This is a genomic window from Phytoactinopolyspora halotolerans, from assembly GCF_010550675.1.
Taxonomy (GTDB): domain Bacteria; phylum Actinomycetota; class Actinomycetes; order Jiangellales; family Jiangellaceae; genus Phytoactinopolyspora; species Phytoactinopolyspora halotolerans.
Genome location: NZ_JAAGOA010000006.1, coordinates 275,228 through 298,330 on the forward strand (window position 1 = coordinate 275,228; position 23,103 = coordinate 298,330).

Consider the following 23,103-nt stretch of genomic DNA (forward strand, 5'->3'; position numbering starts at 1 on the left):
GAGGTTTGACGAGGGAGCGAACATGAGCCGACCGATCACGTTGTTCACCGGGCAATGGGCGGACCTTCCCTTCGAAGAGGTCGCCCGGCTGGCTTCGGAGTGGGGGTTCGACGGCCTGGAGATCGCCTGCTGGGGCGACCATCTGGACGTCTGGCGAGCCGTGGAGGACGACGCGTACGTCCAGTCCCGCCTGGATATTCTGGACAAGTACGGCCTGAAGGTCTGGGCCATCTCGAACCATCTCAAGGGCCAGGCGGTCTGTGACGACCCGATCGACATCCGGCACCGCGGTATCCTCCCGGATCGGATCTGGGGCGACGGTGAGCCGGAAGGGGTCCGCCAGCGTGCCGCGGAGGAGATGAAGCACACCGCGCGGGCGGCGGCCAAGCTGGGCGTGAACACCGTCATCGGTTTCACCGGATCCGCGATCTGGAAGTACGTCGCGATGTTCCCGCCGGTCTCTCAGGACGTGATCGATGCCGGCTACCAGGACTTCGCCGACCGCTGGAACCCGATTCTCGACGTTTTCGACGAGGTGGGCGTCCGGTTCGCGCACGAAGTGCATCCGTCGGAGATCGCCTACGACTACTGGACCACGGTGCGTACCCTGGAAGCCATCGGGCACCGGGAGGCGTTCGGCCTCAACTGGGACCCCAGCCACATGGTGTGGCAGGACCTCGATCCGGTGAGTTTCCTGTGGGACTTCCAGGACCGGATCTACCACGTCGACTGCAAGGACACCAAGCTCCAGGTCGGCAACGGGCGCAACGGCCGGCTCGGGTCGCATCTGGCGTGGGCGGACCCGCGGCGCGGTTGGGACTTCGTCTCGACCGGTCACGGCGACGTCCCGTGGGAGGCGGCGTTCCGGATGCTGAACCGGATCGGCTACGACGGACCGATCTCGATCGAATGGGAGGATGCCGGCATGGACCGGCTCCGCGGTGCTTCCGAAGCCGTGCAGTACATCCGCACCCAGCTCTTCGACCCGCCGTCCGAGGCGTTCGACGCCGCGTTCTCGTCGGATTAGGGCGACTCTTCGACGCCGGGTGGCTGGAGTCCTCGTCCCTTTCCAAAGGAGTAGCACCGCATGAGTAAGCCGTTGGCCGTCCAGCTGTACTCGGCCAGGGATCAGATCGCCGAGGACCGGGACGCGGTACTGCGGCGCCTTGCCGGCATCGGCTTCGGCGCCGTCGAGCCGTTCCAGCCGTTGAACGACCCGGCAGGCTTCCGGAAGGTCGCGGATGATCTCGGACTGACCGTGTGCGCCGCGCACGCCGCCGACTTGGTGCAGGGTGTCGAACCGGCGAAGGTGTTCGACGCGCTCGGCACGCTCGGAACCGACCAGGCCATCGTGCCCGGCGGGATCCCTCGTGCCGAGTTCGCCACCGCGGACGGGGTGAAACGCGTGGCCGACCGGCTCAACGGGCTGGCCGAGCAGGCCCGGGCACGCGGCATCAGCCTCGGCTACCACAACCACGAGCACGAGCTGGAGTACCTGATCGACGGCAGGCACGCCCTGGACGTGCTGGCGGATGCTCTGGCGCCCGAGGTGTTCCTGGAGGTGGACACGTACTGGGCGGCCGTCGGCGGTGCGGACGTGCCGGCGCTGTTGCGGCGGCACGCGGACCGGGTGCGTCTGCTGCACGTCAAAGACGGCCCGGCCGTCGTCGGCGAGCACAACGTGGTGGTGGGGAGCGGGTCGGTGCCGGTTCCGGAGTACCTGGCGGCGGCGCCGGACGCGTGGCGGGTGATCGAGTTCGACCGCTGTGCCACCGACGTCCTGGATGCGCTGGAGGCCAGCTACCGGTATGTGGCGTCGCTGCCGCGGTGATCGGCGTCGGAACGCCGGGATGAATACGACTTCTGGGCGTCAGCGCGCCCCATTCTCGTATTCATCCCGGGTTGCGGGGTTGCGGCAAGGCAACGCAGGAACAGCCATGCGTGGAGGAGTAAGCAGAAGATGAGCAGTGGACCGGTGGGTGTGGCCGTGGTGGGCGCCGGTGTCATCAGCAAGCAATACCTGACCAACCTGGCCGGCTGCCCGGACGTCCGGGTCGTGGCGGTGGCCGACCTGGACGTGGAGAGGGCCCGGACGGTCGCCGGAGAGCACGACGTGCCGCACGCGGGTGACGTGCGCACCGTGATCGCGCGGGACGATGTGGAGCTCGTGCTCAACCTGACCGTTCCGGCGGCGCACGGCGAGGTGGCGCGGTCGGCACTGGCCGCCGGCAAGCACGTCTTCGGCGAGAAGCCGCTCGTGGTGGAGGTCGAGGACGGCGAGAAGCTGCTGGCCGAGGCGGCCGAGGCCGGGCTGCGTATCGGGTGTGCGCCGGACACGATCCTGGGCGCCGGCATCCAATCGGCGGTCCGCGCCATCGACAAGGGTGTCATCGGCACGCCGGTGGCGGCGACGACGGCGCTGCTCTCGCACGGCCCGGAGGGCTGGCATCCCAGCCCCGAGTTCCTCTACCAGCGCGGGGCCGGCCCCCTGTTCGACATGGGCCCGTACTACTTGAGCGCCCTGGTCTCGCTGTTCGGGCCGGCGCGCAGGGTGGCGGCGACCGGTCGCCAGGGACGGGCGGAGCGGGTGATCGGCTCCGGGCCCAAGGCCGGCACTCGGTTCGCCGTCGAAGTGCCGACGCACGTGAACGCGCTTGTGGATTTCGCGGACGGGCCGAGCGCATCGTCGACATTCAGCTTCGACTCGGCGGTGCACAGAAGGATGATCGAGATCGCCGGTACCGAGGGGACGCTGAGCGTTCCGGATCCGAACAACTTCGACGGCACGTTGTCCCTGCTCGCCACGGGTGCGGACGAATGGCAGCAGCTGCCGGTGGAGGGCACCGCCCTGGGCCGCGGCATCGGTGTGGTCGACATGGCGCGCGCTATTCGTACCGGCGAGCCGCATCGGGCGTCCGGCGAGCTGGCGCAGCACGTGCTGGAGATGATGGCCGCGATCTCCACGTCGGCGGAGGCGGGCCGGTTCATCGACATCCGCTCCGACGTGGCTCGCCCCGAGCCTCTGCCGCCGGCCTGGGATCCGCAGGAATCCACCCTGGCCTGATGAGCCAAACGCCCGGTGAGACGGCTTCGCAGCCGTCCCGGCGTGTTCTTAACACGAACTGCGGTAAGAGATTCGGCATCGCCTAGGTGAACATCCACTGCATGGCCGGTAGCTGACTTATTCCTGAACGTGCAGGTGAATACCGCTGGGCGAACGGTGCTTGACGCATCGGTTCGCTCTCTGCGACGCCGTCTCGCCGATGTCAAGGCTTGACTTCGAGCTCGAGCCATGGTCGTCTTAACGGACAAGGCAGTAGTTTTAACACTCTTACTGAGATGTCGCCGATGGCGGCGACGCGAGAAGGGGTTGCGATGGCTGACAGGTCCGTTACCACCGGCGCCCGGGATGAGAACTCCGCCGCGGCGCGAGGGCTGACCCGGCGACACCTCATGAGAATCGGCGGAGCGGCCGCCGGCGTGGCGGCAGCGGCGGTGGCCACCGGGACGGCGAGCGCCGCGTTCGGCTCCGCGGCCACGGCAGGCCGGTCACCCGGAGCCGCTCCGGCGGCCGGACGTGCGCTGCCACCGTCGGGTGCGTTCGACCTTGACGTGCCGGGCACGGCGCTCTTCGTCAACCGGGAGCTGCACGACCAGCGCACCATCATGCAGTCGTTCGCGGTGGACAGCGTCGGCGGTCATGTCTACGTGGTGCAGATCACCCAGGCCGGCACATCGCTCCCCGGCGACGAGCCGGGCGACGAGCAGTACGCGCGCCGGGCCGCCCGCGGCGATCTGACCATGACCAAGCTTGATCTCGCCGGGAACCGGCTCGGGCACATGTATCTCAAGCGGTTCGGCCACGGAGTGGCGATCGGGGTGGAGCGCGTGGGCGACTCGGTGCATCTGTGGACCGAGGTGGACGCCGTGACGGAGGGGAGCAGTGGCTGGGGCACCCGGTTGCTGCGGTTCCCGTTCTCCGACGGCACCGTGATCGACGCGGAGCGGACACCCGGACTGCAGCGGCGCGAGTTGCTCCCCGGCGTCGACCGCACCACCTGCAACGTGGATCCGGCCCATCACACGCTGGTCATGCGCTATCGCCGGGACGGCGGCTTCCGTTATGCCCTCTTCGAGCTGCATCACGTCCGTCAGGAGCGGCCGGAGTACGTGCCGATCGCCGACGTCGCCCAACCCGGCGTGCTCGCCGGAACCACGTTCCAGGGCTACGCCAGCTACGGCCGGTATCTGTATCTGCTCGACGGGCAGATCTACAGCGACGCGAACCCGCCCGAGAGCAAGGGCAACACGCATCTGACCCGTGTCGATTGGCGAACCGGCGAGGTGGAGCAGCGGGTGCACGTGACGGACTATCACGAGCTGCATCGCCGGGAACCGGAAGGCATGGGGGTGTGGCTGGCGCAACCGGGTCGCCGCGACAGCGCCCGGCTGGGCTTCGCGTTCGGTACCAGCGTCACCGCAGACAGCGCCGACGACCGGCTATGCAGCATCATCTACAAGGACTCGTTCGTCCACTGATCCGAGGTCCGCGCGTATATGGCACATACCGGCGACGCAGCCCTCGTCCGATGCCGGCCGCCGGCTCTCAGGGTGTCGGCAACCGGCCGAGTACGTAGTTCTGGATGGCGATGACGGCGGCGCCCCGGGCCCACTCGAAGAAGTCGAACGCCTGGATATCCAGGTTCACCGGGGTGGCGCGCGGGGCGCGGTCCCGCAGCAGTTGCTCCTGCATGGCGTCGTAGCCGATGTGGGCCAGCCGTACGCCATCGCCGGCCAGGATCACCTTGTGCGGCATGGTCAGGTTGGCCACCAATGCGATCAACCGGCCCAGGGCGCGCCCGGCGTCGTCGACGATACGCCGGGCGGCCGGGTGGCCGGCGACGGCCAGGTCGAGGCACTCGTCGTAGCCGACATCCCGCCCGAGTGCTACCGAGATCGACGCGCAGATGCCCGGGATCGACAGCATCGCGTGTGCGCACCCGCGGTGACCGAGCGGGCAGCGCGGCCCGGCGTCATCGAGCGGGAGGTGACCGATGATGCCGATGGCCGCGTCCGGATTGGCGACGAACTCGTTGTGCACCACGAGGCCATAGCCGGTTCCCACCCCGATGGTGATCACGGCGAATCGTTCGCACTGCCGTCCGGCGCCGAACCAGTGCTCGGCCTCGGTGACGGCGACCACGTCGTTCTCCAGCACCACGGGCAAGCCGGTCTCCTCGGACAGCAACGCGGCCAGCGGCACGTCGGTCCAGCCCAGGTACGGTGCCTCGGCGACCACCAGATTGTCCGTGGAGACGCCGCCGAAACTCACGCCCAGGGCGGCCACATCGTCGACCCGGCGGCCGAGGTTGGTGATGAGCGTGCGCATCGTGGTGACCACGGTGGCCGGATCAAGGCTGGTGAGCTGGGTACGTTCCCGGGCCACCACCTGCGCGCGCAGGGTGGTCAGCACCGCGTGCGCCTCGTCGCCGGTGAGTTTGATGCCGAGGAAATGGCGGGAGGTCGGGACGACGTCGAGCAACACGGCGGGCCGGCCGATGCGGTTCTCCGGCTGGATGCCGATCTCGGTCAGCACGCCGATGTCGATCAGCGGCTTGGAGAGCCTGGTCAGGCTACCCGGGGACAGCGTCAGCCGGCGTGCGAGCTCGGCACGGGAGAGCGGGCCGTGGTACAGCACCTCCAGTGCGACCGAACGCGCGGTGTCGGTCAGCCCGTTCCACAGCGGCGGCGCGACGTGCATACGGGCGTGCCTCCCGGTGGTCGTGGGCCCCTAGTGTAGCGGGCGAGTTATCTTCTGCGACCATAAATATATGATGCGAAGGGTGCGGTTCGCCGTGAGAATGCTGCAGGTAATCGGGGTCGGCTGGCGCCCATAAATTCTAAGCCAAAAGTTACGACCCTACACGGACCGCCCACCCGCCGTTTCCGAACGTACGCCGGAGCCGCTCATGTCGAAGCCATCCACGCCGCGCCTCATCCACTGCCGGGCCGCAGGTGTCAGCCTACTCGTGGCGTATGCCGACGCGCGCCTGCCTGAGGTGTTGCATTGGGGGCGAGACCTCGGCGCGCTCACCGAGGACGAGTTATCGGCCGTGGCGCAGGCCGCACAGCCGCAGCGGGTGTCCAACAGCATCGACGCGGCCGTTCCGGTGTCAGTGCTGCCCGAGCCCGCGGCCGGCTGGATGGGCGTTCCCGGCCTGACCGGGCATCGCGACGGCCGCTCCTTCTCCGCCTTGTTCACCGTGGACGCGGTCAGCGGGCCGGAGCACGCCGGACCCGACGAGGATCAGCAGATCACCGTGGTCGCGACCGATCCGGCCGCCGGGCTCCACCTCACACTGGAGCTCAGCCTGACGGCGGACGGCCTGGTGCGGCAGCGGGTGACGGTCCGCAACACCGATGCGTCGACCTACACCGTCGACGGCGTCACGCTCGCCCTGCCGGTGTCGCCGGTGGCCACCGAGCTGCTCGACATGACCGGCCGGCATCTGCGCGAACGCAGCCCGCAGCGGTCGGCGTTCACCGTCGGTACTCATCTGCGGGAGAACCGCCGTGGCCGCACCGGACTCGATGCCACGCTGCTGCTCGCTGCCGGCGAAGCGGGGTTCGGTTTCCGCAGCGGCGAGGTCTGGGCGATGCACGTCGGCTGGAGCGGCAACCACCGCGTGCTCGCCGAACGGAACTCGCGCGGCGAGTCGGTCTTGGCCGGCGGGGAACTGCTGCTCCCGGGAGAGGTGAGGCTGGAGCCGGGTGAGGAGTACACCTCGCCCTGGATCTACGGATCCTACGGGGAGGGCTTGGACGAGGTCTCGCGCCGGTTCCATCGATACCTGCGCGGCCGTGCCCAGCACCCGGCGTCGCCGCGGCCGGTGACCATGAACACGTGGGAGGCGGTCTACTTCGACCACGACCTGGACCGGCTCACACAGCTCGCGGAGCACGCCGCGGCCACCGGGGCGGAACGCTACGTCCTCGACGACGGTTGGTTCCGCGGCCGGCGCGGGGATCACGCCGGTCTGGGCGACTGGTACGTGGACGAGACCGTCTGGCCGGACGGCCTGCACCCGCTCGTCGACCATGTGGAGAAGCTGGGCATGCAGTTCGGGCTCTGGGTGGAGCCGGAGATGGTCAACCCCGACTCCGATGTGGCCCGGAACCATCCAGACTGGATCCTGGCCGCCGGAGACCGCATGCCGCCCGAGGCCCGGCGCCAGCAGGTGCTGAATCTCGGCCATCCGGAGGCGTACGCCTACATCCTCGACCGTCTGGACGCGCTGCTCTCCGAGTACCGCATCGGCTACCTGAAGTGGGATCACAACCGTGACCTGGTGGATGCCGGGCATGCCCCGCACGGCGAGGCGGGTGTCCACCGCCAGACGCTCGCGGTCTACCGGCTGATCGACGAGTTGCGCAGCCGGCACCCGGACGTGGAGATCGAGTCCTGCTCCTCCGGCGGCGGACGGGTGGATCTCGGAATCCTGCTGCGCACGGACCGGGTGTGGACGTCCGACTGCATCGACGCGCTGGAACGGCAGCAGATCCAGCGCTGGACCGGCCTGCTGGTGCCGCTGGAGATGATGGGCGCGCACGTGGGTGCGACCAAGTCCCACACCACCGGTCGGATCCACCCGCTCGCCTTCCGCGCCGGCACGGCATTGTTCGGGCATTTCGGCATCGAGTGGGATCTCACCGCGGCGTCGCCGGACGAACGCGCCGAGCTGGCCGAATGGGTCGCCCTCTACAAAGACGTCCGTGACCTGATGCACAGTGGCGACGTCGTCCGCGCCGACCACCACGACCCGGCGACCCTGGTACACGGCGTGGTCGCCGCCGACCGGTCGCGGGCGATCTACGCGATCGTCCAGCTGGCCACCAGCGTGCAGTCGCCGACGGGCCCGGTCCGGCTACCCGGGCTGGACCCGGACGCACGGTACCGGCTCGCCCCGCTTGCTCCAGGCGACATCCCGGAAGGCCCCGCACGCTCGCCGCTGCCGTGGTGGGAGCATGGGGTGACCCTGCCCGGACGGGTCCTCGCCGACCTGGGCGTGCAGGCGCCGACGCTGCACCCGGAACGGCTGGTCTTGGTCGAGGCGGTCCGTGTCGACGGCTGACGAGTTCAGGGTGCGACGAGCCGCCCGTCGGTCAGCCGGTAGCCGTGATCGAACATCAGCGGCGGGTAGTCGGTGGTGAATCCGTCCACGCCCAGCGCGGCGGCATCACGCAATTGATCCGGCGTGTTCACCGGCCAGACGTTGTAGTGCAGGCCGCGTTCCTGAGCCCGCGTCACCAGCGCCTGGTCGGTGCCGGACCAGCCGAGCAGCACCCGGCGGGCGCCCAGCTCAGCCGCCTGGGTCACGGTCTCCGGAGTGCCCGCCCTGCCGATCAGTCCGACGACGCAGCCGGGCAGCCGCGTCGCCAGGGCGGCGATCGTGTCCGCGGCGAAACACGTCGGCGATATCCGATCCACCTCGTCCGGCCGGGACCTGAGCAGCTCGACGAGCGGATCGACGACGTCCGGATCTTTGATCTCTACCTGGAGCCTGGTGTCGGTGCCGGCCAGCACTTCGTCGAAGGACGGGATCTGCTGGCCGTCGCCGGCGTCCAGCGCACGCAGCTCGTCGTAGGTCATGTCGCTGACCGCGCCGCTGCCGTCGGTGGTGCGGTCGACGGTGGCGTCGTGGATGACCACCAGCACGCCGTCCTTCGACAGCCTCAGATCCAGTTCCAGCTCGTTGGCCCCCTGTGCGGCGGCGAGCTGGAACGACGCCATCGTGTTCTCCGGCGACACGCTCATGGCGCCGCGATGGCCGCAGTTGATGAACTCCATGCACTCTCCAAGATCGAACCTTGCCCGTGATCATCGACGGTTGAGCCGGTGATAGTCGGTCTAACCGTCGATGATCATGGGACGGGTCGGGGGATCAGGCGCCGAAGTAGCGCTCGTAGTCGTCGGCGATGTCCTCGGCACCCTGCCGCAGCTCCTCCGCGACGTCGCTGAAGACGCTCTGCACGTCCGCGCTCCCGCTGCTGTAGATCTGCTGGATGCCGGCGATGATCAGATCGGTCCCGTTCGGCAGGTAGGAGCGGATCGCGTCGCTCGGCTGCGCGTCCGGCAGCTGCTCCACCGCGACGCTGAAGTTCGGGTCCTCGTCCAGCTTCTTGGCCAGCTCCGGCTCGTCGGCCGCGCCCTGCACGATCGGCAGGTAGCCGGTGGCCAGCGTCCACTTGGCCGAATTCTCCGGGCGGCTGAGGAACTTCAACAGCTCGAACGCGGCGTCCTTGCGCTCCTGCGCCGCACCCTTGAGGATGGAGAACCCGTTGCCGCCCGTCGGCACGCCCTGCGCCACCTCGCGTGGCAGGAAGGCGGTGCCGACGTCGAACTTCGCCGCCTCGTACACGCCGCCGAGCGCCCCCGTCGATCCGATGAACGTGGCGACCACGCCCGCGCTGAAGTCCTCGCCGGGGCTCTGCGAGAGGTAGGCCATGTCGTCTTCGAAGATGAAGCGCTGGTGCCACTCGGCGGCGTCGACCGCGCCGCCGCTATCGATCGTCACCTCCAGGCCGTCGGAGAGCGTCCCACCGAACTGCCAGGTCGCCGCCATGAACTGCCAGTCGTCACCACCGGTGAAGGCGTGCGCCTTCAGCGACTTGCCCTGAACCTGCAGCTGGGTCAGCTCGGCGCCCCACTCCCGCAGCTCGGTCCAGGTCTCCGGGCCACGATCCGGAAGTCCGGCCTCGGCGAACAGTTCCTTGTTGTAGTAGAACAGCGGCGTGCTGCGGCCGAACGACAACCAGTACAGGTCCTCGCCGACCAGCCCTTCGTCGTAGAGCACGTCGATGTAGTTGTCCCGGTTGAGTTCGTCGTCGAGATAGTCGGTCAGCGGTTCGAGGACGTCATTGAGGAGATAACGTCCCCAGAACGTGTCCGCCAGCATCATGACGTCCGGGATCTCGCCGGCCTGCAGCGCCGCGGTCAGCTTCGACGACGACTCGTGGTAGTCGCCCTGGAACTGGACCTCGGCGTAGATGTCCTCCTGGGACTCGTTGAACTCCTCGACGAGCGCATCCAGCGTCTCACCGCCGACGCCGCCCATCGCGCTCCACATCACGATGTTGATGTCGCGCCCGCTGAACTTGCCGGGCGGGCTGATGTCCACCTGGCCCATCCCGCCGCCGGAGTCGTCGTCGTCCTCGCTGACGCCGCCGGCGCAGGAGCTGAGGATCGGTATGCCGGCCCCGGCGGCGGCCGCCATACCGAGGAAGTGACGCCGGCTCGGCTGGATGAGAGTGCTGCGACGCCGGATCAGGTCGCGTCGACTGGCCTGCTGTGCTCGATTGCGGTACCGCATCTTCCCGGCACGTCCTTTCGTTCGCCTCGGTCATGTGATGGGTTTCGTGCGTTCGGTGGTGTGGACTGTCGGTGGTGGCACCGGTCCGGTGGCGGACGGATACGCCCGGCGCGCCTCAGCCCTTGACCGCGCCGCCGGTCAAGCCCCGGGCGATCTGTCGCTGGGCGAAGAGGAAGAGGATCAGCATCGGCAGCGCCACCATGACGGTGCCGGCCATGATCCCGCCCCAGTTCTCGTAGCCGTCCGTCGTCCTGAGGTAGAGCAGGCCGATGGGCAGCGTGCGCATCTCGACCGTGTTGGTGACGATCAACGGCCAGATGAAGTCGTTCCACATATCCACGACGGCGATGATCCCGACGGTCACCAGCATCGGCTTGCACATCGGCAGGATGACCTGCCACATCGTGCGCATGTGTCCCGCGCCGTCCACCCGGGCGGCCTCGACGATTTCGCGCGGCAACGTCATCATGTACTGCCGCAGCAGGAACATGCCGAAGATCGAGCCGGCACTGGGGATGATGAGCCCCAGGTAGGTATTGACCCAGCCGAGGTTCGACACGGTGATGTAGTTGACGATCAGGGTGACGTTGTTCGGCACCATCAGTGCCCCGAGCATCACCAGGAAGATGACGTTCTTGAACGGGAACCGGAGGAATACGAACGCGTACGCGGTGAGCGTGGCGTTCACCAGCTTGATGGCCGCGCCGCCCGCGGTGACGATCATCGAGTTGATGAAGAAGTCACCGAAGGGTGCCGCGTTCCACGCTCCGGAGAAGTTCTCCCAGTGCGCGCTACTGGGAATCCAGTCCGGCGGAAAGCTGTAGATCTCGCCCGGCTCCTTCAACGCCGACGAGAACAGCCAATACAGCGGACCGACGAAGAGTAGGGCAGCGAACGCGAGCGCCACGTAGAGCAGGACGCGCTGCATCGTCGAGCCGTCGCGGGCTGGGCGCGTGCGAGGGTTCGCCGGCCGCGCTCCCTGTCCACGGGGCGTGTCCATGGTCACGCCGCTCGCGTCTCCTGGTCGCGTTCCGCTCATCGGTAGTGCACCCTTCGCTGGACGAACTTGGTCTGCAGCCCGGTGACGATGAGCAGGATGACGAAGAGGATCATGGCTCCGGCGGCGCCGCGGCCGGCATTGGAGGCCTGGAAACCTTGCTCGTAGATGTACCAGGACAGCGTCGTTGTGGCGTTGCCGGGACCGCCGCCGGTCATCACCGCGATCATGTCGTAGGCCTGGAACGTTCCGATGATGGTGATCACCATGACAAAGAACGTGACCGGCGACAGCAGGGGGAGAGTGATGCGGCGGAAGGTCGTCCAGGAACCGGCGCCGTCGATCTTGGCGGCCTCGTAGACATCCTCCGGCATGCTCTGCAGACCCGCGAGGTAGACGATCGCGATGAACCCGACGCCCTTCCACAGGTAGACGATGATGAGGCTGACCAGCGCCCAATCACTGTCGGTCACCCAGCGCGGCGATGCGACGCCGAACGGATCCAGTAACACCCGGGAAAGGCCGTAGTTCGGGTCGAAGATGAACAGCCAGAGGGTGGCGACGGCGGCACCGCTGACGATGTGTGGTGCGAAGGCCGCCGTGCGTACCAGGCCGCGCCCCTTGATCCTCTGGTTGAACAACACCGCCAGAGCAAGCCCGAGCACCACGCTCCCGATCACCACGGTGCCGGTGAACAACAGCGTGTTCATCATCACCTGCTGGAAGTTCGAACTGGTCAGCAGGTACTGGTAATTGTCCAGGCCGACCCACTCCGGCACACCGGAGAGCATGTTCCAGCGGGTCAGGCTCAGATACGCGTTATAGATGACCGGCCAGTACTCGAAGGTGCCGATGAGCACCAGGTTCGGCGAGAGCAGGAGCAGGAACAGCAGGTACTCTTTGCGATGACGACGCCAGCTGCGTTGTCGCCGTCCCCGCAGGTCTGTCCGGACGCTGCCCCCGGACGCAGAACCCGAGGCGGGCGTCGCCGCGCCCGAAGTCGTGTGGGCGGCCGCCGATGCGGTGCGAGATGCCACCGAGTTGCCTCCCGGGTAGGTGAGTTGTGCGTGTGACGTATCCGTTGCGTAGGTCCACGTCGCGATGGCCAGAGCGTGGCTAACCTGCCGCGATCCGGTCTCAGCGCGCTTGCTGAGGGTACCTATGGGGAGGACGATAACAGATTTAACGAAAAGAATGATAGACTTAACTTATAACGGGATATGAACTGCGCGCATCGAGCAGAAGGCATACTGCGGGTGTTCGCGCGGCTACGTGTCGGCACCGTGAGATCACGCTGTCCCGACCGCGGTGACACCGCTATCGCGTGCGGAGATCGTCAAGCCGGCCTGTGGCTTTCGTCGATGACGGCGGCGTGCCACATGGCCTGGATCGCATCGGCCACCTCGGGATCGGCGACGCCGAGGCCACGCATGGGTACGTCGTCGGATCGTCCGTCGACGTCGAACATCACGCACCCCGCTTCGACCGCGATAAGGGCGCCGGCCAGCACGTCCCACGGGTTGTAGTGGCCGCCGAGCACCGCCGCGGTGGCGCGTCCGGCCCCAACAGAGGCCAAGCTCAACGCACACGACCCGAGGATCCGGGTGGCGGTGAACTCATCCTGGAGCTTCGTGACGAGCCCATGCATGCCGGTCCATGCCCAGATGCCGGACCACTCGGTGAGCAGCAGGCCACCGCGCAGGCCGAGCCGTGACGCCGGTGCCACGATCGGCGTGCCGTCCAGCCGGGCTCCAGCCCCGCGGACGGCGCTGAACACCTCGTTGCGGTAGACGTCGTGCACCACACCGAGCGCGGTCCCCTCGGCGTCGACGGCCGCCAGGCTCACGCTGACCCCCGGCAACCCGTGAACGAAGTTCGTCGTCCCGTCGATGGGGTCGAGATACCAGGTCAACGCGGTCTCGTCGGCATCGTCCGGAACGGGCGACGAGGTGCCGGCCTCCTCACCGACAACCACGTCACCCGGGAACCGAGCCAGAAGCTCATTCCGGATGTGCTCCTCCACGGCGTGGTCCACGGACGTGACCCAGTCGCCGGGGCCGGATTTCTCCGCCGCGTCGCCACGCGCCGGCCTGGTGGTGGAGATACGAGCCTGGGCCCACTGGGTGAGGTGGACTGCGACGCTGAGCGCCTCGTCGAGATCTCGAGAGGTCATCCGGCCTCCTCCATCGTCGTGATCGCCGCCGAGATGGCCGGCAGGTCGTTGCTGATGACGCCGGAGAACCCGAGCTCGCTTGCTCTGCGTAGGGACGCGGGATCATCGACCGGGTAGGTCCACCAGGTCGAGAATCCCATGCGCAGATACCAGTCCAGGCTGGACTGTTCGAGGTCGTGCCAGTGCAGGTTCATCATCTCGGGGCGCAACATCTCGAGCGTCTCGGGTGGTGGTGTGCTGATCCCCGGCCAGGACAGCGCCAACCTGGCCTCCGGCATCTGGGCACGGACCTCTCCGAGGATGTCGTGCGGTCCCACGAACACACACCGGTGAAGCGCATCCTCATCCCGCAACACGGAGATGGCCCGCCGGGCGGTTCCCGCGCCCTTGCAATCGACCACCAGCATGGTCGACGTGGCGCGCACCGCCTCGTCCAGGGTGGGCAGGAAGTCGCTGACCTCGTGGTAGTCGATCTCGGACAAGAGCTGGGGACGCCCCCAGAGCCTGCGGAGATCGGCGTCGTGGAGTAGCACGGGAACGCTGTCACGGGTGAGCCGTACGTCGAACTCGATGCCGTCAGCGCCGAGTGATTCGGCGTTCTTCAGCGAGGCGACCGTGTTCTCGGTGAACTCGAACGGTGTGCCTCGATGTCCGATCAGGGTCAGCACGACATGTCCTTCGCTCTGTGTCATGGGTGTCGATTCCGTCCTGGCCTGACGGGGTCGTGGAGAGCTTGGCCGCGTGACAGTCGCTCGGCGACGGAGGGACTGCACATCCGTAGGTCCGTACGGCTCTGAGCACCATGCGCAAGCCTCGTCGGGCCCGTCGTGCCGCTGACGGACACCTTAACAGAGTTAACTCAAAGTGAGAGATACTTAACGCCGACCGCGAAGAGCCCTGACCGCCCACGGCGGCGGCGTGGAAGAACGTCATCGCGGAACGTGCGGACGCCGGCCGCCGCGGGCGAGCCGACTCGTCCGGTCACGTTCAGCCGCCGCGCGCGATGGTCACCTCCGTGTGTTCGCTCAGCTCCGAGACGAGCCGGTCGTCCACGCCTTCGTTGAGGACGAGATGGTGGTAATCCGACGTAGGTGCCAGCCGGTGCAGCGCCGTACGCTCCAGCTTGGTGGGGTCCATCAACAGTGCACGGCGCTGGCCGGCCTGCATCATCGCACGCTTGATCATCACGATGTCGGGCTCCTGGTGGTACGTCGTGGTCACCGTCATCGCGGAGGTGCTCAAGAAGACGATGTCGACGGTGAGTGCCCCGACCGCCTCGATCGCGCTCATGCCCAGGAACGCATCGTGCGTGGTGTTGTAGTCGCCGCCGATGCCGATCAGGTGGATGTCCTGCATGGAGCGCAGAACCTGCATGGCCGGCAGGTAGTTGGTCACCACGGTGAGCGGCCCCAGCTCCAGGTCACCCAGCTTGCGGGCGAGGAAGAGGTTGGTGGTGGACGTATCCAACATGATGGACATGCCCGGCTCGATCAGCTGCAACGCGGCGGTCGCGAGCGCTTCCTTCTCTGCGGTCTGCACCCGGAGCCGGTACTCCGAGCTGCTCTCGAACACGGTGGACGGCTGCGCCGAGACGCCGCCGTGGAACTTGCGCACCACGCCCTGCCGGGCCAGCTCGTCCAGGTCGCGATGGACCGTCATCAGGCTGGCCCCGGTCAGCTCGGTCAACTCGTTGACGGTCGCCACGCCGTTCGCGACGACGTGCGCCACGATCGTTTGCTGCCGGGATTCGCGTGCCTGCGTGCGCCTCGACGGCGGCCCGCTCCGGTCGGCGGAGGGTGTCATGAGACAAGGGTGCCATCCTCACATGACCACGTCCTCGACGGTATGGCGACGGACTGGAACGAACCGTGGGAGATTCACCGTGTGTTGGTGTAGATTTAACAGTCATTGATGTTATGCCAGCCACAGCAGCGGTGAATTCACCGGTACTGAGCCTTGAGGAGCGTGTGTGAACTCTGCCGCCACGGACGCCGTCTGGGTCGGTGTCGACCTGGGGACGCAGAGCACCCGTACCGTGATCGCCGACGACGGCGGCCGGGTGCTGGCCCTCGGCTCGGCGCCACTGGACAGCCGGCGGGAGAAGGCCGCGGTGCGCACCCACGAACAGGACCCGCACCAATGGTGGGAAGCGGTCGGGACGGCCTCCCGGCACGCGTTCGCCCAGCTACCGGACGATGCACGCCGCAGACCGGTGGGCGGCGTCGCCATCTGCAGCACCTCGGGCACGGTGGCATTGATCGACGACCGAGGTGTACCGCGCACGCCGGCGCTGATGTACGACGATGCGCGCGCCTCGGACGAGCTGGCCCGGCTCCGCAGCCGCACCGACGTTGCGGGCAGCGCCGACATCCAGCTGTCCTGGGCGCTGCCGAAGATCGGCTGGCTGCTGCGACGGCACGCCAGCACCGGCCGATCGCCCACCTACGCCGCGCACAGCGCCGACGTCGTCGCCGCGGCTCTGGTCGGACACCGCGTGTCGACCGACACCAGCCACGCCTTGAAGTCCGGCTATGACCTCGTCGGGGATCGGTGGAACCACGCCCTCGCCGGCGCCGCGGGCATCGATGCGACGGTGCTTCCGGACGTGGTGCGTCCCGGCAGCCGACTCGGCACCGTCGCCGGTGCGGCGGCGGAGCACACGGGAATCCCCGCGGGCACCCCCGTCGTCGCCGGCATGACGGACGGGTGCGCCGCCCAGATCGCCGCCGGGGCGTTGGCGCCCGGGACGTGGAACTCGGTGCTCGGCACTACACTCGTGCTCAAAGGGGTGAGCGAGACGCTCATCGAGGATCCGGACGGAGCCGTGTACAGCCACCGCCACCCCGACGGAGGCTGGCTGCCGGGAGGCGCGTCGAACGTGGGCGCGGGCATGATCGCCGAGGAGTTCGGCGACGCGGACCTGGAGGACCTCGCGCGGGCCGCACGCGGCTACGAACCTGCCGGCGCGGTGGTCTACCCGCTCACCGCGCGCGGCGAGCGGTTCCCGTTCGTGCGCCCGGACGCGCAGCGGTTCGAGGCCGGGACGCTCACCGGGGCGGCCGAACGCTACGCGGCGGTGCTGCAGGGTGTGGCGTTCGTCGAGCGGTTGTGCTTCGAGCGACTGGCCGCGCTGGGTGCGGACGTCTCCGGGGAGCTCAGCGTGACCGGCGGCGGCACCCGGAGCGAGTACTGGAACCAGCTCCGTGCGGACGTGCTCGGCCGCCGCCTCACCCTGCCCGCCACCGCGGAACCCGCGTTCGGGATGGCGGTGCTGGCCTCGGCCCGGGAGGAGAGCGTCGCGGCCCGGGCCGCACGGATGGTGACCCGGCGGGGCGTCGTCGAGCCTCGTCCGGCCCACACCGAGCGGCTCGCCGAGGGTTACGAACGGCTCGTCGCTGAGCTGGTCGACCGCGGGTATATCTCGGACACGTTCACCAGACCTAAGGCCGCAGTGACGTCATCGATTCGAGGCACCGACCTATGACCACAGAGTCCACGACCGCTCCCACTACACGCATCGACCCCGGGCCCGCGCCCGTGCCCACGCCCGCGCAGGTGCCCACGCCCACGTCCGTGACGCTGGCGCGGCACGGACGTACGCCGTGGCACGACGGCAACCGCTACACCGGGTCCAGCGACATCGACATCGACCATGTCGGCCGTGCCCAGGCCGAGCAGCTGGCGAACTGGGCACGGGAGGCCGCACCGGACGTGCTCTACTCGTCGACGATGCAGCGCACGCGGCAGACCGCCGCCCCGATGGTGGAGGCGCTGGGCCTGCCGCTGCACACCGACGAGCGCCTGCGCGAGCTGGACTTCGGCGAGATGGAAGGCCGGACGCTGACCGAGCTCCGAGCCGAGGATCCGCAGGCCGTGGAGCTCTTCGAGCAGGACGCCGCGACGCATCACCTGCCGGGCGGCGAGCATCCGGAAGCCGCGGCCGATCGCGCCACCGCCGCGCTGGCCGACATCGTCTCCCGGCATCAGGGGCAGGACATCCTGGTGGTCTGTCACAACACGATCATCCGGCTGATCGCCTGTCGCTACCTGGGTATCCCGCTGGGTGCGTACCGGACCGCGCTGCGCGGCATCGCGCCGGTGGCCACGACCCGGTTCAGTTTCCGGCCGGACGGCTCGGTCATGCTGGACTACTACAACCGGCCCACCGATGGCTGACGAGCAGACGGAACAGAGGCTATCCGGTGGCCGCAACTCGCGGACCGCGCGGCAGACCCGGATCGCCGAGCATGTCCTGCGTGAGGGTTCGGTCTCGGCCAGCAGCCTCTCCGAGCTGTTCGGCGTGAGCCTGATGACCGTCCACCGCGACCTGGACGAGCTGGAACGCCAAGGCGTGGTCCGCAAGTTCCGCGGCGGCGTCAGCGCGCAGCCGTCCAGCGTGTTCGAGAGCAACGTCGCCTACCGGTTGCGGACCGCCCGCGCGGAGAAGGTGGCGATCGGCCGGTACGCGCGCACCATGATCGAGCCCGGCATGGCGGTGATGCTGGACGACTCGACCACCACGCTGGAGGTGGCGCAGCTGCTGCCGGACGCGGCTCCGCTCACGGTCATCACCAATTTCCTCGAGGTGATCAAGACCGTCAGCCGGATGTCCGGGATCAGGCTGATCGCACTGGGCGGTGAGTACTACCCGACGCACGACTCTTTTTTGGGCGTGCCCTGCATGGAGGCGATCGAGTCGCTGCGCGCAGACGTGCTGTTCACCTCGACGTCGGCGGTGTCGGCCACCCACGCGTATCACCAGGAGCAGGAGATCGTGCTGGTGAAACGCGCCATGATGCGCTCGGCGGAGAGAAAGGTCCTGCTGATCGACCACGGCAAGCTCGGCGGCTCGGCCCTGCACCAACTCGCGCCGCTCACCGACTTCGACGACGTCGTCGTGGACGCCGGCGCGCCCGGGGACGTGCTGCGTGCGCTTCGCGACCGGCGGATCAACGTGCACATCGCCGACCCGGTCGCGGACGAGCCGGACGCCCGGGACAGGCCGGAAGCGCCGGACACGCTGGACTGACGGACCACCACCCAGGGAGGGAGAATCCCATGTATGTAGGGGTCGACGTCGGGACATCGCTGACCAAGGCCGTCGGGTACGACGCGGACGGCGCCGAGCTCTGCGTGCACAGTGTCCCGACGCAACTCAACTATCCCGGGCCGGGCCGGGTCGAGCAGGACGCCGACACGGTGGTGGACTCGGTGATCCGGGTTGTGCGTGCCGTCGTCGCCGAGCTGCCGCACCCGCCCTCATTGATCGCGGTGACCGGGCAGGGCGACGGTTGCTGGCTGCATGACGCGGACGGAGCACCGGTGCGGCCGGCGGCGTCCTGGCTGGACGCCCGTGCCGCGGATGTGGTCCGCCGATGGGACGTGGACGGCACGGCGGATGCGATCCTGGCGCGCAACGGCGGCATGGTCTTTCCGGGCGCGTCGGCGGCAATCCTGGCCGTGCTGGACCGGGAGGAACCAGAGGCGCTGGATCGGGCGAACACCGCGACCCACGGCGTCGGCCTGGTCTTCCGGCGGCTGACCGGTGAGCGGGCCAGCGACGTGTCGGACGCGTCGTTTCCGTTCCTCGACCCGCGCCGCCACGACTACGATGACGAGATCCTGCGGCTGTGCGGCCTGGAACACCGCCGTGACCTGCTGCCGCCCGTCGTCGGCCCGGCCGGGCCATCGGCACCGCTGACCGCGGGCGCGGCCGAGTTGCTCGGGCTGCCCTCCGCGGCGGCGGAGCGGACCGTGGTGAGCGCCGGCCCGTACGACCTGCTGGCCTCGGCCCGCGGCAGCGGCGTGGTGCAGCCGGGCGACGGGCTGCTGATCGTCGGTACGACGCTGGCGTGCCAGGTGGTGACGGACGACCCGTCGCCGATCCCGCACCGCGCCGGGCTGCTGCTCGGCATGTGGCGGCCGGACCGGTGGATGCGGGCGATGCCGGCGATGGTCGGTACCGCCTCGATGGACTGGCTGCTGCCGATGGTGGGCACGTCGTTCGACGAACTCGGCACGCTGATGGGTGACTCGCCACCGGGTGCCAACGGCGTCCGGGCACTGCCGTATTGGTCGGCGTCGGGGGAGCGGGCGCCGTTCGTGGACGCCTCCGCTCGCGGCCGGCTGGACGGGCTGCACATGGGGACCACCCGGGCCGATCTGGTGCGCGGACTGGCCGAAGGGCTGGCGTTCGCCGCCCGGCACTGCTTCGACGCGGCGGGGTTGACCGGACGGCTGGCGGTGTGCGGCGGCGGTGCGCAGAGCGCGGCGTGGATGCAGCTCTTCGCCGATGTGCTGGGACGCCCGCTGGAGGCCGTCGACGTCGGGCAGGCCGGAGCGTACGGGGCGGTGCTCTCCGCCCTGGACGGGCGCGGCCAGGCACCGGACTCGTGGCCGATCCCGCGGCACACCATCGAACCGGCGGCGGACAGCCGGGACCAGTATGACGAGGCATTCGAGGACTACCTGCGGCGGGTCGACCGCGCGCGGGAGGAATGGAAGGACCGTTGACCGAGATGCACGACGACTCCGCCGGCCCGGTGGGCACCGATAACGCTGGTGACGCCGGGGAACTACGGGTCCTGCTGGCGGGCGACCATTTCGTCCGGAACGACCTGCTGGAGGACCGGCTGCGGCAGGCGCTCCCGGCCGATGCCGCGGCGCGGCTGGACGTCCGGTCGATGACGCTGCCGTGGCCGATGGTCCCGTATGGGCGGGTGCAGGAGGTCGACGAAGCCTCCGACGTCGAGGACGAGCTGCTGGCACAGGTCGGCGACGTCGAGGTGGCGGTGACCCAGATGGCGCCGTTCACCAGGCGAGTGCTGGAAGCGGCACCGTCGCTGGGGTTGATCGTGTGCACCCGCGGCGGCCCGGTGAACGTGAACGTGCAGGCGGCGACCGAGCGAGGCATCGCGGTGTGCAACACGCCGGGGCGCAACGCGGTGGCGGCGGCCGAACACGCGGTGACGCTGATCCTCGCCGCGCTGCGGTCGATTCCGCGGGTGCACGCCAGCGTCGCCGCCGGGGAATGGCGCAGCGACCTGTACGCGTACGACGAGTGTGGCCTGGAGCTGGGCGGGTCGACGGTCGGCCTGGTCGGGTATGGGGCGATCGGCCGCCGCGTGGCCCGCATCCTGCGCGCGTTCGATGCCGAGGTACTGGTCAGCGACCCGTTCGTGGCCGCCGATGATCTCGGGCCGGGGGTCCGGCTGGTGGACCTGGACACGCTGCTGGCCGCCAGCGACGTCGTCAGCCTGCACGCTCGGCTGACGCCGGAGACGGAGAACCTGATCAACTCCACGACGCTCGCGGCGATGCGCCCGGGCAGTTACCTGATCAATACCGCGCGGGGCGGACTGGTCGACGACCAGGCGCTGGCGGCCGCCCTGCACAGCGGGCATCTCGCGGGTGCCGGGCTGGACGTGTACCCGCGCGAACCGATTCCGGCCGGATGGCCGTTGCTCTCGTCCGACCGGGTGGTGATGACGCCGCACCTGGCCGGTGCCACCCGGCAGACGGCGCACCGGGCGGCCGAACTCGCCGCGGCGTCGGTGGCGGCGTTCTTGGCCGGCGAGCGTCCACCGGGCATGGTGAATCCTGAAATCGCGGTTGCGGGGTAAAACGTAAGAAATCGCGTCCGGCGGGTGCCGTACGGCCCCAGTCGAACCGGCGTCGATGGTGAACAATGAGTGAATAGAGTATGAATGAGTGTTGACGAGGAGATGACATCGGTGAAGGCGCCCTGGCGACGGTTACGGTCGTCATGGCGCGCCCGTCGAAGTTCTGACCTGTCCAAGGCGCTGCTCGGGCAGATGCGCGCAGCCGCGGAGGGCGCTGTGCTGGCCCGGGACATGGTGGACAAGAAGATCAGCCCTTCGCAGGCGCGCGAGCGGATAGCGGACGTCGAGCACAGCGGGGACGAGATGCGCGGCCAGTTGGTCGACCGGCTCTCCAAGACACTGGTCTCGCCGCTGGACCGGGAGGACCTGTTCCGGCTCTCCCGTTCGGTGGACGACGTGCTGGACACCATCAGGGACTTCGTCCGTGAGGCTGATCTCTACCAGATCGAGAAGCGCAAGACGTACCGGCCGCTGGTCGACGCCGTGGTGGTGGCGATCGAGTCGCTGGAGGACGCGGTCGCCTCGGTGTGGAGCAAGCCGCAGCGCGTGCCGATGAAGGCACTGGACGCGAAGAAGGCCGCCCGAGCCGTCAACCGGGCGTACCAGGACCAGTTCGCCAAGATCGTCGACGGCAACGGCGAGATGTCGCCGCAGGCCCTCAAGCACCGGGAGCTGATCAAGCGGCTGGACTGGGTGGGCATCCGGATCAACGAAGCGGCGGACGTACTGACCGACGGAGCGCTCAAACGCGGCTACTGACTCCCTCCTGGCGGTGATCATCAACGGTTGAGCCGGCCATGACCGGCTCAACCGTCGATCATCATCGCCAGTGGGCAGAGCGTGAGCAGAGCGATCGGGCAGAAGCAGGAGGGCCGGAGAGGGAGGTGACGGTGGCGCCGGAGGTGCTCGTCGCGATAGCGGTCGTCTTCGCCGTGGTGACCGGGGCCAACGACGGGGGCGCCCTGATCGCGCCCGGTCTGCGGGTGCCGGGGTTGTCCGTGCCGGTCAGCCTCGGCATGCTCATCGTGGCGGTGGTCGCTTTCCCGCTGCTGGTCAGCACCGCGGTCGCGGGCACCATGCTGGAGTCGATCGTCGGCGCGGAGCGCGACGGTACGACCGCCCTGGCCATCGGCTTCATCGCGGGTGTGGTGGTGTCCGCCGCGCTGGCCTGGATCGGGCTGCCCACCACCCTGACGCTGGCCGTGATCGGTGGCATCGCCGGCGCCGGTCTGGGAATGGCGCTGGACGTGGGCTGGTCCGCCGTGGTGCGGGTGCTGCTGATCGGCATGGCGGCGCCGGCGGTCGGAGCGGTGCTGGCACTGGTGGGATCGTGGGCGTGGCGCTCGTTCCGCAACGCGTCCTACCTGTGGACGGTGCGCTGGACCCACGCGACGGCGTATGCGGCGCAGTGCGTCGCTTATGGCGCCAATGACGGGCAGAAGATGCTGGTGCTGTTCCTGGCGGCGAGCATCACCGCGGACGGCGACACGGGTGCCGCGTCGCTCGACTGGTGGGCCTATCCGGCGTTGGCGGCAGCGTTCGCGGTGGGCGCCGTGATCGGGCTGCCCAGAGTGGCGCGCAGTGTGGGCAACGGAATTCTCAGCAGCCGGCCGACGCATGCGGTCACCGCGGAGTTCTCCGCGGCGGCGGCGGTGCTGGGCAGCGCCGCCGCCGGCGCGCCGGTCAGCATGACGCAGTCCGTGGCCGGCGGCTTGGTCGGCGCGGCCGTGCACGAGAGCGCGCGCCGGGTGCGCTGGCGCATGGTCCGCAACCTGGCCGTGGCGTGGGTGGTGACCCTGCCCGCGAGCTTCGGTGCGGCGGCGTTGGCCGGCGTGATCGCCGGGCGTTGAGCGGCCGCCGCCTCCGCGGACCCTGGCCTCGTGGGGGGGCGGACCGGCGGTGGTTGTTATATAGGGGGCCGCCAGGTGGGGGTGCGCCCCC

At 68.9% G+C, this 23,103-nt stretch carries 20 protein-coding genes; 12 read left to right on the forward strand and 8 right to left on the reverse strand.

Annotated elements, in window-relative coordinates:
* Positions 1 to 22: 22 nt before the first annotated feature.
* The 4 genes from G1H10_RS11190 (at position 23) to G1H10_RS11205 (ending at position 4,539) form a co-directional block, all read left to right on the forward strand.
* Positions 23 to 1,027, forward strand: a complete 1,005-nt coding sequence (locus G1H10_RS11190) for a sugar phosphate isomerase/epimerase family protein (RefSeq protein ID WP_163736906.1) — start codon at positions 23 to 25, stop codon at positions 1,025 to 1,027.
* Between the two features lie 60 nt (positions 1,028 to 1,087).
* Positions 1,088 to 1,831 carry a sugar phosphate isomerase/epimerase family protein gene (locus G1H10_RS11195; protein ID WP_163736909.1) on the forward strand — a complete coding sequence of 248 codons (744 nt, stop codon included), beginning with the start codon at positions 1,088 to 1,090 and terminating at the stop codon, positions 1,829 to 1,831.
* A gap of 129 nt (positions 1,832 to 1,960) precedes the next feature.
* Positions 1,961 to 3,064, forward strand: coding sequence for a Gfo/Idh/MocA family protein (locus G1H10_RS11200; RefSeq protein WP_163736912.1), 1,104 nt, complete (start codon positions 1,961 to 1,963; stop codon positions 3,062 to 3,064).
* 311 nt (positions 3,065 to 3,375) lie between these two features.
* Positions 3,376 to 4,539: a phage baseplate protein gene (locus tag G1H10_RS11205; RefSeq protein ID WP_163736914.1), complete on the forward strand. Its 1,164-nt coding sequence runs from the start codon at positions 3,376 to 3,378 to the stop codon at positions 4,537 to 4,539.
* 67 nt (positions 4,540 to 4,606) lie between these two features.
* Here G1H10_RS11205 and G1H10_RS11210 read toward each other — a convergent pair whose 3' ends face one another.
* A complete protein-coding gene (locus tag G1H10_RS11210; protein ID WP_163736917.1) occupies positions 4,607 to 5,761 on the reverse strand; it encodes an ROK family transcriptional regulator in 1,155 nt (384 codons plus the stop codon).
* A gap of 208 nt (positions 5,762 to 5,969) precedes the next feature.
* On the opposite strand from G1H10_RS11210, the gene G1H10_RS11215 reads away from it, so the two are divergent.
* Positions 5,970 to 8,132 (forward strand): alpha-galactosidase, encoded by a 2,163-nt coding sequence (locus G1H10_RS11215; protein ID WP_163736920.1) that lies wholly within the window; start codon positions 5,970 to 5,972, stop codon positions 8,130 to 8,132.
* A gap of 5 nt (positions 8,133 to 8,137) precedes the next feature.
* Here G1H10_RS11215 and G1H10_RS11220 read toward each other — a convergent pair whose 3' ends face one another.
* The 7 genes from G1H10_RS11220 to G1H10_RS11250 all read right to left on the reverse strand — a co-directional run bounded on the left by G1H10_RS11220 (position 8,138) and on the right by G1H10_RS11250 (position 15,343).
* Positions 8,138 to 8,848 (reverse strand): glycerophosphodiester phosphodiesterase, encoded by a 711-nt coding sequence (locus G1H10_RS11220; protein ID WP_163736923.1) that lies wholly within the window; start codon positions 8,846 to 8,848, stop codon positions 8,138 to 8,140.
* A 94-nt stretch (positions 8,849 to 8,942) separates the two neighbouring features.
* Positions 8,943 to 10,370: an ABC transporter substrate-binding protein gene (locus tag G1H10_RS11225; protein WP_163736926.1), complete on the reverse strand. Its 1,428-nt coding sequence runs from the start codon at positions 10,368 to 10,370 to the stop codon at positions 8,943 to 8,945.
* A 115-nt stretch (positions 10,371 to 10,485) separates the two neighbouring features.
* Positions 10,486 to 11,409, reverse strand: coding sequence for a carbohydrate ABC transporter permease (locus tag G1H10_RS11230; protein WP_216853151.1), 924 nt, complete (start codon positions 11,407 to 11,409; stop codon positions 10,486 to 10,488).
* Positions 11,406 to 12,404, reverse strand: coding sequence for a carbohydrate ABC transporter permease (locus G1H10_RS11235; protein WP_216853152.1), 999 nt, complete (start codon positions 12,402 to 12,404; stop codon positions 11,406 to 11,408). Before G1H10_RS11235 ends, G1H10_RS11230 begins: the two co-directional genes overlap by 4 nt.
* A gap of 299 nt (positions 12,405 to 12,703) precedes the next feature.
* Complete coding sequence (locus G1H10_RS11240; protein ID WP_163736929.1) at positions 12,704 to 13,540, reverse strand: inositol monophosphatase family protein; 837 nt, start codon at positions 13,538 to 13,540, stop codon at positions 12,704 to 12,706.
* On the reverse strand, positions 13,537 to 14,232 hold the full coding sequence (locus G1H10_RS11245; protein WP_163736932.1) for a glycerophosphodiester phosphodiesterase: 696 nt from the start codon (positions 14,230 to 14,232) through the stop codon (positions 13,537 to 13,539). The genes G1H10_RS11240 and G1H10_RS11245 overlap by 4 nt, the downstream gene beginning before the upstream one ends.
* A gap of 295 nt (positions 14,233 to 14,527) precedes the next feature.
* Positions 14,528 to 15,343, reverse strand: a complete 816-nt coding sequence (locus tag G1H10_RS11250) for a DeoR/GlpR family DNA-binding transcription regulator (RefSeq protein WP_163736934.1) — start codon at positions 15,341 to 15,343, stop codon at positions 14,528 to 14,530.
* A 166-nt stretch (positions 15,344 to 15,509) separates the two neighbouring features.
* Here G1H10_RS11250 and G1H10_RS34505 point away from each other — a divergent pair, with 166 nt between their 5' ends.
* From G1H10_RS34505 to G1H10_RS11285, 7 genes are all read left to right on the forward strand, one after another.
* Positions 15,510 to 17,024 (forward strand): FGGY-family carbohydrate kinase, encoded by a 1,515-nt coding sequence (locus tag G1H10_RS34505; RefSeq protein ID WP_163736937.1) that lies wholly within the window; start codon positions 15,510 to 15,512, stop codon positions 17,022 to 17,024.
* Positions 17,021 to 17,716, forward strand: a complete 696-nt coding sequence (locus tag G1H10_RS11260; protein ID WP_163736940.1) for a histidine phosphatase family protein — start codon at positions 17,021 to 17,023, stop codon at positions 17,714 to 17,716. Before G1H10_RS34505 ends, G1H10_RS11260 begins: the two co-directional genes overlap by 4 nt.
* The gene (locus tag G1H10_RS11265) at positions 17,709 to 18,569 is read left to right on the forward strand and encodes a DeoR/GlpR family DNA-binding transcription regulator (protein ID WP_163736942.1); all 861 of its coding nucleotides are present in this window, start codon (positions 17,709 to 17,711) and stop codon (positions 18,567 to 18,569) included. The genes G1H10_RS11260 and G1H10_RS11265 overlap by 8 nt, the downstream gene beginning before the upstream one ends.
* A gap of 29 nt (positions 18,570 to 18,598) precedes the next feature.
* Positions 18,599 to 20,053, forward strand: a complete 1,455-nt coding sequence (locus G1H10_RS11270; RefSeq protein WP_163736945.1) for an FGGY-family carbohydrate kinase — start codon at positions 18,599 to 18,601, stop codon at positions 20,051 to 20,053.
* A gap of 5 nt (positions 20,054 to 20,058) precedes the next feature.
* A complete protein-coding gene (locus G1H10_RS11275; RefSeq protein ID WP_163737192.1) occupies positions 20,059 to 21,162 on the forward strand; it encodes a 2-hydroxyacid dehydrogenase in 1,104 nt (367 codons plus the stop codon).
* A gap of 84 nt (positions 21,163 to 21,246) precedes the next feature.
* Positions 21,247 to 21,921, forward strand: a complete 675-nt coding sequence (locus tag G1H10_RS11280; protein WP_163736948.1) for a DUF47 domain-containing protein — start codon at positions 21,247 to 21,249, stop codon at positions 21,919 to 21,921.
* 38 nt (positions 21,922 to 21,959) lie between these two features.
* Positions 21,960 to 23,012: an inorganic phosphate transporter gene (locus G1H10_RS11285; protein ID WP_163736951.1), complete on the forward strand. Its 1,053-nt coding sequence runs from the start codon at positions 21,960 to 21,962 to the stop codon at positions 23,010 to 23,012.
* The last annotated feature ends 91 nt before the right edge of the window (positions 23,013 to 23,103 follow it).

Coding starts and splice junctions, on each gene's coding strand:
- G1H10_RS11260 (WP_163736940.1), top strand. CDS start 17,021: ATGACCACAGAGTCCACGACCGCTCCCACTACACGCATCGACCCCGGG.
- G1H10_RS11275 (WP_163737192.1), top strand. CDS start 20,059: ATGCACGACGACTCCGCCGGCCCGGTGGGCACCGATAACGCTGGTGAC.
- G1H10_RS11250 (WP_163736934.1), bottom strand. CDS start 15,343: ATGACACCCTCCGCCGACCGGAGCGGGCCGCCGTCGAGGCGCACGCAG.
- G1H10_RS11270 (WP_163736945.1), top strand. CDS start 18,599: ATGTATGTAGGGGTCGACGTCGGGACATCGCTGACCAAGGCCGTCGGG.
- G1H10_RS11245 (WP_163736932.1), bottom strand. CDS start 14,232: ATGACACAGAGCGAAGGACATGTCGTGCTGACCCTGATCGGACATCGA.
- G1H10_RS11265 (WP_163736942.1), top strand. CDS start 17,709: ATGGCTGACGAGCAGACGGAACAGAGGCTATCCGGTGGCCGCAACTCG.
- G1H10_RS11205 (WP_163736914.1), top strand. CDS start 3,376: ATGGCTGACAGGTCCGTTACCACCGGCGCCCGGGATGAGAACTCCGCC.
- G1H10_RS11215 (WP_163736920.1), top strand. CDS start 5,970: ATGTCGAAGCCATCCACGCCGCGCCTCATCCACTGCCGGGCCGCAGGT.
- G1H10_RS11220 (WP_163736923.1), bottom strand. CDS start 8,848: ATGGAGTTCATCAACTGCGGCCATCGCGGCGCCATGAGCGTGTCGCCG.
- G1H10_RS11280 (WP_163736948.1), top strand. CDS start 21,247: ATGAGTGTTGACGAGGAGATGACATCGGTGAAGGCGCCCTGGCGACGG.
- G1H10_RS11210 (WP_163736917.1), bottom strand. CDS start 5,761: ATGCACGTCGCGCCGCCGCTGTGGAACGGGCTGACCGACACCGCGCGT.
- G1H10_RS11285 (WP_163736951.1), top strand. CDS start 21,960: ATGACCGGCTCAACCGTCGATCATCATCGCCAGTGGGCAGAGCGTGAG.
- G1H10_RS11200 (WP_163736912.1), top strand. CDS start 1,961: ATGAGCAGTGGACCGGTGGGTGTGGCCGTGGTGGGCGCCGGTGTCATC.
- G1H10_RS11240 (WP_163736929.1), bottom strand. CDS start 13,540: ATGACCTCTCGAGATCTCGACGAGGCGCTCAGCGTCGCAGTCCACCTC.
- G1H10_RS11225 (WP_163736926.1), bottom strand. CDS start 10,370: ATGCGGTACCGCAATCGAGCACAGCAGGCCAGTCGACGCGACCTGATC.
- G1H10_RS11195 (WP_163736909.1), top strand. CDS start 1,088: ATGAGTAAGCCGTTGGCCGTCCAGCTGTACTCGGCCAGGGATCAGATC.
- G1H10_RS11190 (WP_163736906.1), top strand. CDS start 23: ATGAGCCGACCGATCACGTTGTTCACCGGGCAATGGGCGGACCTTCCC.
- G1H10_RS11230 (WP_216853151.1), bottom strand. CDS start 11,409: ATGAGCGGAACGCGACCAGGAGACGCGAGCGGCGTGACCATGGACACG.